Genomic DNA, 14,955 nt, shown 5'->3' with positions numbered 1-14,955 from the left:
AGAAGTCATTCAGAATATGAAGTTAACAGCAGACAACTTAATAAAATCATATAAAGGAAGAAAAGTAGTAAAAGGGATTTCTCTGGAAGTAAATCAAGGAGAAATTGTAGGTTTATTAGGTCCTAATGGAGCTGGTAAAACAACTTCATTCTATATGATTGTAGGATTGGTAAAACCAAATGGAGGAAAAATATCACTTGATAGTACCGATATTACAAAGTTTCCGATGTATAAACGTGCTCAGAATGGGATTGGTTATCTAGCACAAGAAGCTTCTGTTTTTAGAAAATTGAGTATCGAGGATAATATCCTCAGTGTTTTACAGTTAACAAAACTTTCTAAAAAAGAACAGTTGTACAAAATGGAATCTCTGATTGAAGAATTTGGTTTAGGTCATATTCGTAAGAACAGAGGAGATTTATTAAGTGGTGGAGAACGAAGAAGAACAGAAATAGCTAGAGCCTTAGCGACAGATCCTAATTTTATTTTATTAGATGAACCTTTTGCTGGGGTAGATCCAGTTGCCGTAGAAGATATTCAACGAATTGTAGCCCAGTTAAAAAATAAAAATATTGGTATTCTGATTACAGATCATAACGTACAAGAAACTTTAGCAATTACTGACAGAACCTACCTTATGTTCGAAGGAAGTATTCTAAAAGCTGGAATTCCTGAAGAACTGGCTGAAGATGAAATGGTTCGTAAAGTTTATCTTGGTCAAAATTTCGAGCTTAGAAAAAAGAAAATAGATTTCGATTCCTAGTTACTTATAAGACTAATCTATAAGCCTTGGACTACATTTTTTGATTTCAAATTCCATATCTGAAACTAAAATGTGTTGCTTCCCTATTTTTAATTGAACTAATAATCCCTTAGAATTTATAGGATTATGCTGATCAAAAATAAAATAGTAGTTTACGTTATAAGGAATCGGTTTTTCCTTCCTTTAAAATCAAAGACATCAAAACATATAGCAATATGACTACAGGTATCGCGGTGAATTGAAGAAATGCCAACAACAAAATCGTTATTACTAAGAAAGCATATCTAATTTTATTCTCCTGAAAACCCCATGTTTTAAACTTTAAAGCAAACAATGGAATTTCGGCATTGAGTAAGTAACAACTCACCAATGTGAGACCTATTAAAAACCATTGATTCAAAATAACATCAGCAATACATTCCGCAGAGTTGAAACTAAGAATTAAAGGCAAACTAATAATTAACAAAGTGTTAGCAGGAGTTGGTAATCCAATAAATGAAGTCGTCTGTCTCGTATCGATATTAAACTTTGCTAATCGATATGCTGAAGCCAACGTAATAAGCAAGCCTATAATAGGTAAAAACTCTGCATAACCTTCTATAAAATCTTCATCATAAACCTGATATCTTAGCACCTGATCTGAAGAGACATTATATACTTTTGCCATCAATTGAAACATTACAATACCTGGTACTAATCCACTTGTTACCATATCGGCTAGTGAATCTAATTGTAATCCAAGTTCACTTTGTACTTTTAGTAACCTAGCCGCTAATCCATCGAAAAAATCAAATCCTATCCCAAGCACTACAAATAAAGCAGCCAGCTCTAAATCTCCCTGAACAGCAAAAATTGTAGCAATACAGCCACACAAAAGATTAAGAAGGGTAATGATATTAGGAATTTGCTTTTTCAGCTTCATATGGATAAATTTTGTGTAAAAATAGCAAACTATTTCCGTCTATTAACAAGGGCTACACAATATGAAATCGTAAATAAAGTTTATAATGTTGAAAAATAGTAAGATATTTGTCAAAAATTGCTAGAATTGAAAAGAATTATAATCGCATTGTTTAGTTTGTCTGTGTTTTTCTCTTCAGCTCAAACTCGTAAATATTCCAATGAATTTTTGAATATTGGTGTAGATGCTGGAGCGTTAGGTATGGCCAATGCTGTTGTTGCTACTTCTGGTGATGTGAATTCTGGATATTGGAATCCTGCTGGATTGATCAATTTAGAAGACAATCAGGTTTCCTTTATGCATGCGGCATACTTCGCTAATATTGCTAATTACGACTACTTAGCTTTTGGTATGCCTTTAGACGAAAAAAGTGCTATTGCATTTTCTTTAATTCGTTTTGGGGTTGATGATATTCTTGATACTACTAGCTTGGTTGATGCAGATGGTAACATTGATTATACAAGAATTAATTTATTCTCAGCGGCAGATTATGCCTTCACATTTTCATATTCGAGAAAACTACCCATAGAAGGTCTAAGTTATGGTGCTAATGCCAAGGTAATCCGACGTATTATTGGAGATTTTGCCTCTTCTTGGGGATTCGGTTTCGATGCTGCTTTACAATATCAAAAGAACAACTGGCAATTTGGAGTAATGGTTAGAGATATCACTACCACTTTTAATGCCTGGAGTGTTGAAGAATTTGCTATTGGCGATCTTAACGGAGATGGTATTCCTGATGAAGATCAAATCCCACAGATAAGAGATCAAGAATTACCAGAAACTACAGAAATAACGATTCCTAAACTTCAATTCGGAGCTGCCAGAAAATTTGATATAGGAACAAAATTCGGTCTAAACACAGAATTGGATATGAATGTACGTTTTGCTGAAACAAATGATATTATTTCATCTTCCGCAATTAGTGTTACTCCTGCTTTTGGTTTTGAATTAGATTATGCTAAAATCGTTTACCTTCGCGGAGGTGTAGGTAATTTCCAAAATATTGAGCAATTTGATGGATCCGATAACGTAGGTTTTCAACCAAATTTTGGAATTGGTTTTCAATATAAAGGCATACAGGTAGATTATGCACTCACAGACATCGGCGATCAAAGTGCTGCTATTTATTCTAATGTATTTTCTATAAAAGTAGATTGGAGTCTTTTTAGATAGCCTTTATACTATCATAACATTTTTTTAGCTTAGGGTTTCAGTTTTGTAACGAAATAAGTTTAATTTCGTTTCTAAGACATAACATCTTTTATGAAGAACATATTACTTGTCATTTTATCAGGCTTATTGCTTGCTATTGGTTGGCCTACTTATGGTTTCCCGTTATTTCTCTTTTTTGGTTTTGTTCCTTTATTAATTGTTGAATACAAAGTCAGATCAAATAAGTATCATAAATCTCAAGTATTTGGATTTGCTTTTCTATCGCTATTTATTTGGAATATGATTACCACATGGTGGATCTATAATTCTACTCCATTTGGAATGTGGTTTGCAGAAATTGTAAATACGCTTATAATGGCGTTGGTATTTCTTTTGTATCATATCGTGGCAAGAAGAGCCTCTTTCTTTATTGGAACTATCTTTCTCATTTGTATATGGATGAGTTTTGAATACCTTCATTTACAATGGCAGTTTTCCTGGCCTTGGCTTAACTTAGGAAATGGATTTGCTAGTTTTACTTCATGGATACAATGGTATGAGTATACTGGAACTTTTGGAGGTACCCTTTGGATTTGGATTGTAAACATAGGTCTTTACAAAAGCATATTACTTTTTCTAGAACATAAAGACAAGTCAATTTTATACAAAGCGGGTCTTAGAAATGGATTGATCATTATCATTCCAATAATAATTTCTTTTATTATTCTAAAAACCTATGAAGAAGATGGTAAAGAGGTAGAAGTTGTTATTCTACAACCAAACATAAACCCATACACCGAAAAATATAATACTAGCGATGATCGTGTGGGTGCATTGTTAACTTCTCTTTCTCAAAAAGAAATAACGGAAAACACAGATTTTATTATCGCACCAGAAACCGTTTTTGCTGATAATAATCGATTAAAAACATTTAAGAATTCTATTGCAAAAAAGACTGCTAGTGCAATTGTGCAAAATTATCCAAAAGCTAATTTTCTATCCGGAATTTCCTTATTAGATGTTTTTAGAGATCCAGCTCAAGTTCGTCCACAAACAAATGAACATAAAAGTGGTGTGTTTTATGATGACTATAATTCTGCATTTTTAGTAAGGCCTGATGGTACAGATGAGCTATATCATAAAAGTAAATTAGTAGTAGGTGTAGAGAATTTTCCATATCAAAGTGTTTTTAAACCAATTGTTGGTGATGCTATGATTGATTTAGGAGGTACTGTAGCTAAGAAAACTACCCAACCAGATAGAGAAGTCTTTTTTACAAAAGAAGGATTAGGCGCCGCTCCAATTATTTGTTATGAAAGCGTTTACGGAGAATTTGTTACAGGTTATGTAAGAAATAATGCGGATTTCTTAGCAATTATCACTAATGACGCTTGGTGGGGTGTTACACAAGGACATCAACAACATTTGGCTTATGCTAAATTAAGAGCAATAGAAACAAGAAGAAGTATTGCCCGAAGTGCAAACACTGGTATTTCTGCAATTATAAACCAAACTGGAAATATTGTCTCGTCTTTACCATATAACCAGCAAGGAGTATTAAAAGGTACTCTTACTACCAATAAAAAAATTACTTTCTATGTTAGAGCTGGCGACTATCTAGCAAGAGTTGCTATTTTTCTTATGATTTTTATTTTTCTATTCTCGGTAACAAGACGAAGAAAGAAAATTACGGCTCTATAAAGCAGAATCCAATATTTGTACTTAATTTGCAAATTTTCAAATCATAACCAAGCTTTATCAGGTGAATTACGTATCAGTAGAAAATATTGCAAAATCTTTTGGAGAACGAGTGCTATTTAACAACATATCGTTCGGTATTAATGAAGGGCAAAAAATTGGTTTTGTAGCTAAAAATGGAACTGGTAAAACATCCTTACTAAACATTGTAGCAGGAGATGAAGAACCAGATGAAGGTCAGGTAGTATATAGAAAAAACTTAAAAGTAGCGTTTCTACCTCAAGAGCCCAATTTAGATCCTAATCTTACTATAGAACAAACTATTTTTGCTTCAGATAATGACACCTTACGTGTTATTAATGCGTACGAGAAAGCATTACAAAATCCAGATGATACAGAAGCTTACCAAAAAGCTTTTGAACAAATGGATGCTTTAAATGCTTGGGATTTTGAAACACAATACAAGCAGATACTCTTTAAACTAAAACTCGAAAACCTACAGCAAAAAGTTAGTCAACTATCTGGTGGGCAGAAAAAGAGATTAGCTTTAGCGAATATCTTACTTAGCAAACCTGAGTTATTATATCTTGATGAACCTACAAACCATTTAGATCTAGAAATGATCGAATGGTTAGAAGAATACTTTGCCAAAGAGAATTTTACTCTTTTTATGGTTACTCATGATCGTTATTTTCTAGAAAATGTTTGTAATGAAATTGTAGAATTAGAAAACGGAAGATTATATAGCTACAAAGGTAATTATGCCTATTATCTACAGAACAAAGAAGCTAGAATAGCGAATGAAGAAATAGAAACCAATAAAGCTAAACAACTTTACAAAAAAGAATTAGATTGGATGAGACGCCAACCCAAAGCGCGTACTACCAAATCTAAATCCCGTATTGATGATTTTTATGAAATCAAAGAACGTGCTCATAAAAGAAGAAATGATCATGAGGTACAATTAGAAATCAATATGGAACGTCTGGGAAGCAAGATTCTGGAAATCCATAAAGTTTCCAAAAAATTCGACGATCTTGTTCTTCTAGATAAGTATGAATACGTTTTCAAAAAAGGTGAACGTGTTGGAATTATTGGTAAAAATGGAACTGGCAAATCTACCTTTCTTAATATGATTACTGGTGCCATTACTCCCGATCAAGGTAAAATAGTAATTGGCGAAACTGTAAAATTCGGGTACTATACACAAAGAGGTATTACTATAAAAGAAGGGCAAAAAGTAATTGATGTGATTAGAGAGTTTGGTGATTACATTCCTTTGAAAAAAGGACGTCAAATTTCTGCGCAACAATTGTTAGAGCGTTTTTTATTCGATCGTAAAAAGCAATATGATTTTGTAGAAAAACTAAGTGGTGGAGAAAGGAAAAGACTATATCTATGTACTGTTCTTATCCAAAATCCAAACTTCTTAATCCTTGACGAACCAACAAATGATCTTGATATCGTAACCTTAAACGTATTGGAGAATTTCCTTTTGGATTTTCCAGGATGTTTAATAGTGGTTTCTCACGATCGTTACTTTATGGATAAAATTGTGGATCATTTATTCGTATTTAGAGGCAAAGGAGTTATCGAAGATTTCCCCGGAAATTACTCTGACTATAGAGTTTATGAAAACAGTAGAGTTCCAGAAAAAGTTAAAACAGATGATCCAGCATCAAAACCAAAGACTTCTTGGAAAAAGGATAATAAAAGCGCTCTATCTTATAACGAGCAGAAAGAATATAGTCGTATAGAACGTGATCTCAAAAAACTGGAGTTACAAAAAAAGGAAATAGAAGAATTATTTTCTAGTGGTAATTTAGATGAAGATAAAATCAATGAGGAATCTGCTAAACTAAAAGATATTATTGATAGCATAGAAGAAAAAGAAATGCGTTGGCTAGAGTTATCCGAAAAAATGGAATAACACATCTTATTTATTGTAAGCATGCTATTCAAAATTAAATCTTACTTTCTTTTTTTAGTAAAATCTACAAATCAACATGGGGTTCATTCCCCCTTTGTTTACAGCTTGGTAACCAAATGTTTTTATAATCGGACTAAAAGAAAATCTTATGGAAAAATACAATCAATTATAAATAAAAACTCAAATGTTGGTATTAATCTAAATTCTGCCAAACTATTAAATCGTACTATTCCCTATTTAGATTATAAAAAAGTGCTTATCCTCAAGAAAAAAACAGATACCATTGCCCAAATTATATCAGAAAACAATGAGATATTTACGTATACTTCTTTTCAGAATGATATAGTGTTCGATTTGGTATTTTTGGACATTGATTACTTTACATCAAATATGGATGTATTAAATACCATAATAAAAAGCACACATAATGACTCTTTATTACTTATAAATTCCATCCGATATACCAAACAAAATTTCGACCTCTGGAACACCATAAAAAAGCATCCAAAAGTAACTGTAACTATAGATACCTATTCACTAGGATTTGTATTTTTTAGAACCGAACAAGCAAAAGAGCATTTTATCATTAGGAAATAGAAGGAATAGCATTATTTTTATGATAGTTCACTTTTAACATAGTCCTATCTGTGGATAAACATAATTCTTTCATGTACTGGTCATACGTTTTATTTTTTTCCAAAAGAAATTTATTAAAATAGTTATTTGCTACCTCCACTCCCATGGTTGTTTCGATATTTACTAGTTTTTTATACAATGAACCGATATTACTGATTGCACGTTTAGAAGGTATGTTTCTCTCAATTAAATAATTCAAAATCTCATTGTCTTCATTTCTTCTTACTTTGAAGGTTGTAGTCACCCATTTCCATTCTCTTTCCGAGGTTAAACATTGGCTAATCAGGTAAGTATTTGTTTTAGTATATAATTGTAGCCAAAATCTTTTTTGGATGATCTTGGGAATATCAATTTGCAAAATAGGATTTTGAGCATCAGAAAAGGTATCCGTTCTTTCGTTGTCATTCCATAACATAAAATCATGGTTTATATGAGTGACAAAATGATAAAGACTCTTTTTAGAACTTACAAATTCTTTGGACAGTACAATTTGGTTTTCAGTAGTATTCTTACTTGGTGGGTTGTGTAAAGACATATTGGTATATTTAGAGATTAATGCAAACAGACTTTCTATTTACATATTTCCAAATACTATATCCCCTATTTTAAGATGTTGATCTTATCTCTTAAAGATAGTACTAATCTACCATAAAAACAACACCCAAATAACTAAAAATTCCTTCATTTTTGAAGCCTCTTAAATTAAAAAGAACGGGATGGAATCATCATATCCCAGAAAACTCTGATAATTAAATCTATTTTATTGTAACAAATTTATTGATCGTACGTCATATAGGCTAAAATCGTATCTTACGCTATAATTAAAGCATCACATGGAAAACGTTATCGATATTAAAGGTATCATTAGAAATTTTCAACTAGGCCAAGAAACAGTGTATGTACTCAAAGGTATTGATCTAGAAGTTAAAAGAGGAGATTATATAGCGATTATGGGACCTTCTGGATCCGGAAAATCAACACTTATGAACCTTTTGGGGTGTTTGGACACCCCTACCGATGGTACGTATAACCTTAATGGAAATGATGTGAGTAAAATGACTGATGACGAATTAGCAGAAATTAGAAATAAGGAGATAGGTTTTGTATTTCAAACATTTAATTTATTACCGCGAACAACCGCTTTAGATAATGTTGCATTACCCATGATTTATGCAGGTACTTCTAAAAAGGATAGAAATGCCAGAGCAGAAGAAGTATTGACAGACGTAGGCCTAGCTGATCGAATGGATCACAAACCCAATCAATTATCTGGAGGGCAGCGACAAAGAGTTGCTGTAGGTAGAGCACTGGTAAATAAACCTTCTATTATACTGGCAGATGAACCAACAGGAAACCTAGATTCGAAAACCTCCTTGGAAATCATGCAATTATTTGATGATATTCATGCTGCTGGAAATACGGTAATCCTGGTTACTCACGAAGAAGAAGTTGCCGCTCATGCACATAGAGTCATTCGATTACGTGATGGCATGATCGAAAGCGATACCAGAAATAGATAGTTTGTAGTTTAAGATTGATATTGTCATAGATTAATTCGTATTTTGGTGTTTTACTAATTCGAATACTCTATGCAACCGATACATATTCTTTTTCTAATCGCCGGATATTTTGGTGTACTTCTTTTAATCTCATATTTCACAGGAAAGAATTCGGGAAACGACGCTTTTTTTAAAGCCAATCGTCAATCGCCATGGTATATAGTTGCTTTTGGAATGATTGGAGCATCACTAAGCGGTGTTACTTTTATTTCTGTACCAGGTTGGGTAGATGGAGCTCAATTTGGTTACATGCAAGTTGTTTTTGGATACTTAGTAGGCTATTTTGTGATTGCATATATTTTAATGCCTATTTATTATAAGATGAATGTAACTTCCATTTATCAATATCTTGAAGAACGATTCGGTGTTGTGAGCTACAAAACGGGTTCGTTTTTCTTTTTCATATCCAGAGTTCTTGGAGCTTCTTTTAGACTTTATCTGGTAGCTTTAGTACTTCAACAATATATTTTTGACGCTTGGAAAATCCCTTTCGAAATTACTGTACTCATCTCTATTTTATTAATATGGATTTATACTTTTAAAGGGGGAATCAAAACCATTGTTTGGACAGATACTTTACAAACACTGTTTATGTTAATCGCAGTAATAACCGCCATCTATTTCATAAATGATCAGATCGGTTGGTCTTTTACAGAGTTTCTATCCTCTGAAGAATTAAAAAATTATAATAAGATATTCTTTTATGATAGCTTTTTAGAAAAAAGTCATTTCCTTAAATCATTCATTGGAGGAATGTTTATTGCCATATGTATGACAGGTTTGGATCAGGATATGATGCAAAAAAATCTGACCTGTCGAAACTTAAAAGACGCTCAGAAAAATATGGCTTCTTTTAGTTTAGTGTTGATTGTAGTTAATTTTATTTTTCTTTTACTAGGTGCTTTATTATTCATTTACGCTGATCAATTTAATATTGTCACCCCAGTTGTAGATGGAAATGTAAAAACAGATTTATTGTTTCCAGAAATAGCAATTAATAGCGGATTAGGCATCGTATTAGCTGTTGCGTTTATACTTGGATTAGTCGCTGCGGCATACAGCAGTGCAGATAGCGCGCTAACTTCGCTAACAACTTCTTTCTGTATAGACTTTTTAAGCATAGAGAAAAAAGAAAAACAAGATCAAGTAGCGATCCGAAAAAAAACTCATATTGCCATGAGTGTCTTGTTAATCATCGTGATTATAGTTTTTAAACATGTATTAACCGATAATGTAATTAGCAATTTACTTACCGTAGCTACGTTTACTTATGGACCTTTATTAGGTTTATTTGCTTTTGGAATATTTACAAAACATAAAATCAAAGATAGGTACACTTGGATTGTAGCTTTAATATCTGTTTTAATTATTATAGGAGTTTGGAAAATACCTTCAGAACTCATTGGAGGGTATAAAATTGGTTATGAATTATTACCCTTAAATGGACTATTAACCTTTTTAGGCTTAGTACTGATTCGTAGAAAGTAATACTAAAGTACAGGCAACTTCAACATCGATACCTGCTTCCTGAAGCATATCATAAAACTCTCGATTTTCAGTTCCTGGGTTAAAAATCACTCTTTCTGGAGCAAGTCCAATAATATAATCATAATACTGCTTTTGTCTGGTAGGATTTAGGTATAGGGTTACCGTATGTATATTCTCAAATGCCATCAGAGATGTATGAATAGTAATTCCTGCTACCTCGCCAGATCGCAATCCAATTGCTACCACTGCCTGATCATAATTCACCAATCGATGTATTGCCAAATTAGAATATCTATCTGGTTTAAGCGAAGCTCCCAACACTAAGGTCTTTTTTCCCTTCATAAGCATGATTTTAGTCGCAAAATAACGTTAATTCATAGCTATTACAGTCCGCAAACGTTAAAAATAAACCCTAAAATGTTAAAAACAAAAAACAGGTGTAACATAAGACTTGTACTGCACGTCTTATAGATAAAGAAATATGATTTTTCATAAATTTAGTTAGTTAGTTACTTAATAATCAAATTTTATTCATAGTTGATGGTTAGTGTTACTATTTGATTATTATAAGAAGACCGCTCCTTATCCAGGAGCGGTCTTTGGTTATATAATTAATTGTTAAAAGAAATATTTTGTGTAACAGATTTTAGGTTACATCGTCATACAGATATACGTTTAATCAACGTAAAAAAGGGAAAACAAATGCACTGATATTATGCAATACCCAGTACATTGTTTTGCATACATCAATCAAAACACATTTAATATGAAAAAAAACAACCTACCTATTAGGCAAACCACCCGTAATGTATTCTTATTTATTTTATTAATAAGCTGTTCCTTGCTTACCGCTCAACCCAGCAACAGTATAGTTGTTGGTACTATTTCGGGAACAGTAATCGACAAAAACCTTAAACAACCAATTCCTTATGCAACAATAGTAGTAAATGACGGAGCTAATAAATTAGTTAGTGGAGGAATTACGAAAGAAGATGGAACTTTTCTTATTCCTGATATTCCTAATGGAAATTATACACTAAAAGTACAATTCATTGGATATACCAGTTATACACAACCTATAGAAATATCTAGAAAGAACAAAGATGTTAATGTAGGAGTTATCTCCTTAGAAGAGGAAGCACAAGCACTGGATGATGTTACCATAATTGCAGAACGTACAACGATCGAACAAAAAATAGATCGTAAGGTAGTAAACATAGGAAAAGACCTTACAACTACTGGTGGTACTGCTGCAGAAATTATGCAAAATATTCCATCAGTTAATGTAGATCAAGATGGGAATATCGCACTACGTGGAAACCCCAATGTACAGATACTAATTGACGGAAAACCAACAAACATTTCTCCTACTCAATTATTAAAACAAATTCCTTCTACATCGATTAAATCCGTAGAATTAATAACCAATCCATCGGCAAAATATAATCCCGAAGGTATGAGTGGTATCATTAATATAGTACTACGTAAAAATGCTAATATTGGTTTTAACGGGAACATCAACTTGGGTGTAAACTGGGATCAAAATGCGCGATTTAATAGCTCAATCGATCTGAATTACCGAAGTGGAAAAATAAACGTTTATGGAAATTACGGAGCCAATATTACAAAGAATCGACAACAAGGTTTCATTTTTAGAGGTGATCAAAACTATAGAACCGATTTTCGTTTTTTAGATAATAACAAATCTCATCTTTTCAAGGTAGGCTTTGACTACTATATTAATGACAAGAACACCATATCGTTATATACAAATCAAAATTTATTTGATGGAAATATTAATGGTACTACAGATATCGACTTTCTTGATAATCCAGAAAACAACATATTCCAAAACTTGATTAATGATAGTGATAACCTTGGTTCTACTTATAATTTTGATTTTAAACATGATTTTGAGAAAGAAGGGCATAATATCGAATTAGAAGTAGATTATAATGTTTTTGAAGGCGATAGTGATGATGATTTCAATTTTGCTGGCGGCGTTACTCCAGATTATAATGATGTATTAAATAACGAAAGAACAAATACCACTATCAACCTAGATTACGTAAATCCACTATCAGAAAAAGCAAAGCTAGAGTTAGGATATGAAGGACGTATAAGACGTACCGATAATGAGTACAGATCTACTCTATTTGATGATTCTAAATATCGTTATGATAGAGACATTCATGCTTTATATGCGACTTATGGTAAAAATTATGAGAAATGGTCATATCAACTAGGTGCGCGATTAGAAAGTTATCAGGTGGAAGCAATTTTTAACAATGTAAAAGTGTTTGAAGATGATATTTTTACCGTGTACCCTTCAGCCTATCTAACATATACACCTAGTGAAAAAAATTCATATCAACTAAGTTATAGTAGGCGTGTAGACCGACCAGGATTAAATCAGGTAAACCCGATAAGAGAATGGAGTACTCCTAGAATTACCTCTAGAGGAAATCCGGAATTAGACCCTCAGTTTACAAATTCTATCGAGTTTAACTACACTCGTAAATTGACAGGAGGATCTATAACTGCAGGTACATTTTATCGCCTTATCAATGATGAAATTAATCAAACGCTATTAGCAGATCCAACAGTTGAAGAAGGACAAATTCTTACGTTTGAGAATTTTGATAACAACTCTGCGTATGGAATCGAAATTTCTAGTAACTACCGACCGACAAAATGGTGGAATTTTAATGCTAGTTTTGATTTGTATGCGCAAACTCAAAAAGGTATTGTAGAAGATGTTGTAGAAGTAAATGGAGTAGATGAAATTGTACAAGTTTCTAGCGAGGTTGATGCAGTGGTATACAACTTCAGAATAAATAACAATTTTAAGGCAACTAAAAATTTGACCTTTCAGATATTTGGATTCTATCGTGGTGAGCAAGAAGGAATACAGTTTAAAACAAAACCATTTTATTTCGTAAACACTGGTGCACGATATAATTTCTTGGGTGGAAAAGGTACGGCTAGCATTAATTTCAACGATATCTTTAACACCATGCGTTTTAGATTCTCTGGAGACTTTCCTTTTGAACAAAATGGACAATTCCAAGGGGAAACACAAACCGTATTTTTAGGACTATCCTATCGTTTTGGTAGTGGAAAAAATCGAAAAGTGAGAAGAAAACGAAGAGATTCAAATGAAAAATCTGGCGGAGGAATACTCTAGAAATACTAATGATTTTGTTAATTCATTAAAGAATAGTCATGTTTTTTGTTAAATTCACATATCTTCAAAATAAAAGCCTGCTAAGTTAAATAATTGTAAAAATTATAATGTTTTTGTAACACTATGAAATATGTTACGTCTATTATAGTACCATTATGGTTATAATTTATTTGAATTAGCCTTTAAAGAAAAAAATAACCCGGTAAAACAAAAAATCGCGGAACCATGAGTTTCGCGATTTTATTTTATACGGTCGTTTGATCAGGTTACCATTTTATAACAGCACTACCCCATGTAAATCCACTTCCGAAAGCTGCTAAAACGACAACATCACCTTCTTTAATCTTTCCTTCTTCCCAGGCTTCTGTAAGTGCAATTGGGATCGAAGCAGCCGTTGTATTACCATATCGTTGAATATTATTATACACTTGATCATCAGATAATCTAAACTGCTTTTGTACAAACTGAGAAATTCTAAGATTCGCCTGATGCGGAATAAGCATATCTATATCCGATGGAGATAAGTTATTTTGTTGTAAGCCTTCGTTAATAACTTCAGAAAAACGTACTACTGCATTTTTAAAAACAAACTGTCCATTCATATATGGATAATACGTGATATTCTCCTGATCATTCTTTTCTATAATCTCAGGCACCCAATGTTCAGTACTTGGCCCTTCTAACGACAATTCTTTAGCATGCGCTCCTTCGCTATGTAAATGCGTAGATAAGACTCCACTACCATCTTCTTTTTCATTTCTAGATAAAACCATAGCTCCGGCACCATCACCAAAAATAACAGATACTGCTCTACCTCTTGTTGTCATATCCAAACCTCCACTATGATTCTCACTTCCAATAATCAGTACATTTTTGTACATTCCAGTTTTGATAAACTGGTCCGCCACGGATACAGCATATACAAAACCACTACATTGATTTCTAACATCCAAAGCTGGAATTGTATTCATATCCATCATATCCTGAACTCTAACGCCTCCTCCGGGGAAATACATATCAGGACTTAATGTGGCAAAAATGATAAAATCTATATCATCCTTCGTTAGGTTTGCTCTTTCTAAAGCAATTTTTGCTGCTTTTACTCCCATTATAGAAGTACTATTACCATCTCCCTTTTTTATATGACGTCTTTCTTTAATACCTGTACGCTCTTGAATCCAAGCATCATTTGTATCCATTATTTTCGACAGATCGTCATTAGTTACAACATTTTCAGGAACATAACTCCCTAATCCTGTTACTCTTGAAGTATACATATATTATAATATTGAGTGTGTATTGTGCGTAATAATTAATTATTACTATTCAGTTTAAAAAAACTGCAGGGCAAGATATGTATTCTTACGTTTTTGATAAAAGAAAGTACAAGCTTATTGTATGCATGCATAACAAATATTTTCTCTCATCGTATCATCAAAAAGGACTAAAGCTTTTTTGGAAAACGATAGTACTTATGTAAGTTTCAAAATAGTTTTCACAACTTTATGTATGCCATCACTAACCTCGATGACATATAAATCAGTGGGAAAAGAATGAAGAGATAAAGTGTTTCTCTGA

At 32.7% G+C, this 14,955-nt stretch carries 12 protein-coding genes; 8 read left to right on the top strand and 4 right to left on the bottom strand.

The genetic code is table 11. From position 1 onward, the window contains the following. Window positions 1–16 precede the first annotated feature (16 nt). Window positions 17–763 carry an LPS export ABC transporter ATP-binding protein gene (gene lptB / locus ACWNT5_RS19810; RefSeq protein ID WP_456518368.1) on the top strand — a complete coding sequence of 249 codons (747 nt, stop codon included), beginning with the start codon at window positions 17–19 and terminating at the stop codon, window positions 761–763. Window positions 764–920: 157 nt separating this feature from the next. Here lptB and ACWNT5_RS19805 read toward each other — a convergent pair whose 3' ends face one another. Then, entirely contained in the window at window positions 921–1,685 is a 765-nt protein-coding gene (locus ACWNT5_RS19805) for a CDP-alcohol phosphatidyltransferase family protein (protein ID WP_456518367.1), read from the bottom strand. Window positions 1,686–1,811: 126 nt separating this feature from the next. Between ACWNT5_RS19805 and ACWNT5_RS19800 the strand changes: the two genes are divergently transcribed. The 4 genes from ACWNT5_RS19800 (at window position 1,812) to ACWNT5_RS19785 (ending at window position 7,104) form a co-directional block, all read left to right on the top strand. Next, window positions 1,812–2,900: a putative type IX sorting system protein PorV2 gene (locus tag ACWNT5_RS19800; protein WP_299609296.1), complete on the top strand. Its 1,089-nt coding sequence runs from the start codon at window positions 1,812–1,814 to the stop codon at window positions 2,898–2,900. A gap of 90 nt (window positions 2,901–2,990) precedes the next feature. After that, entirely contained in the window at window positions 2,991–4,580 is a 1,590-nt protein-coding gene (lnt, locus tag ACWNT5_RS19795; protein WP_456518366.1) for an apolipoprotein N-acyltransferase, read from the top strand. A gap of 61 nt (window positions 4,581–4,641) precedes the next feature. Then, window positions 4,642–6,507 (top strand): ABC-F family ATP-binding cassette domain-containing protein, encoded by a 1,866-nt coding sequence (locus ACWNT5_RS19790; RefSeq protein ID WP_456518365.1) that lies wholly within the window; start codon window positions 4,642–4,644, stop codon window positions 6,505–6,507. 252 nt (window positions 6,508–6,759) lie between these two features. Then, the gene (locus tag ACWNT5_RS19785; RefSeq protein ID WP_299899956.1) at window positions 6,760–7,104 is read left to right on the top strand and encodes a hypothetical protein; all 345 of its coding nucleotides are present in this window, start codon (window positions 6,760–6,762) and stop codon (window positions 7,102–7,104) included. Here the strand turns inward: ACWNT5_RS19785 and ACWNT5_RS19780 are convergent. Further along, window positions 7,094–7,678 carry a hypothetical protein gene (locus ACWNT5_RS19780; RefSeq protein ID WP_456518364.1) on the bottom strand — a complete coding sequence of 195 codons (585 nt, stop codon included), beginning with the start codon at window positions 7,676–7,678 and terminating at the stop codon, window positions 7,094–7,096. The genes ACWNT5_RS19785 and ACWNT5_RS19780 overlap by 11 nt on opposite strands. Window positions 7,679–7,976: 298 nt before the next feature. Here ACWNT5_RS19780 and ACWNT5_RS19775 point away from each other — a divergent pair, with 298 nt between their 5' ends. Both ACWNT5_RS19775 and ACWNT5_RS19770 read left to right on the top strand, forming a co-directional pair. Then, window positions 7,977–8,663, top strand: a complete 687-nt coding sequence (locus ACWNT5_RS19775) for an ABC transporter ATP-binding protein (protein WP_299609276.1) — start codon at window positions 7,977–7,979, stop codon at window positions 8,661–8,663. Between the two features lie 69 nt (window positions 8,664–8,732). Further along, complete coding sequence (locus ACWNT5_RS19770; protein WP_456518363.1) at window positions 8,733–10,190, top strand: sodium:solute symporter; 1,458 nt, start codon at window positions 8,733–8,735, stop codon at window positions 10,188–10,190. Here the strand turns inward: ACWNT5_RS19770 and ACWNT5_RS19765 are convergent. After that, window positions 10,167–10,532, bottom strand: a complete 366-nt coding sequence (locus ACWNT5_RS19765; protein ID WP_456518362.1) for a CoA-binding protein — start codon at window positions 10,530–10,532, stop codon at window positions 10,167–10,169. The two genes, ACWNT5_RS19770 and ACWNT5_RS19765, sit on opposite strands and share 24 nt — an antisense overlap. Window positions 10,533–10,956: 424 nt before the next feature. Here ACWNT5_RS19765 and ACWNT5_RS19760 point away from each other — a divergent pair, with 424 nt between their 5' ends. Further along, window positions 10,957–13,377, top strand: a complete 2,421-nt coding sequence (locus ACWNT5_RS19760; RefSeq protein WP_456518361.1) for a TonB-dependent receptor domain-containing protein — start codon at window positions 10,957–10,959, stop codon at window positions 13,375–13,377. A gap of 266 nt (window positions 13,378–13,643) precedes the next feature. On the opposite strand, the gene ACWNT5_RS19755 is transcribed toward ACWNT5_RS19760, so the two are convergent. After that, window positions 13,644–14,654: a 3-oxoacyl-ACP synthase III family protein gene (locus tag ACWNT5_RS19755; RefSeq protein ID WP_299609266.1), complete on the bottom strand. Its 1,011-nt coding sequence runs from the start codon at window positions 14,652–14,654 to the stop codon at window positions 13,644–13,646. Window positions 14,655–14,955 lie beyond the last annotated feature (301 nt).

The organism is Aquimarina sp. 433, assembly GCF_054054605.1.
The sequence above is the reverse complement of the archived record's forward strand: the minus strand, read 5'-3'. Positions and strand labels throughout refer to the sequence as shown.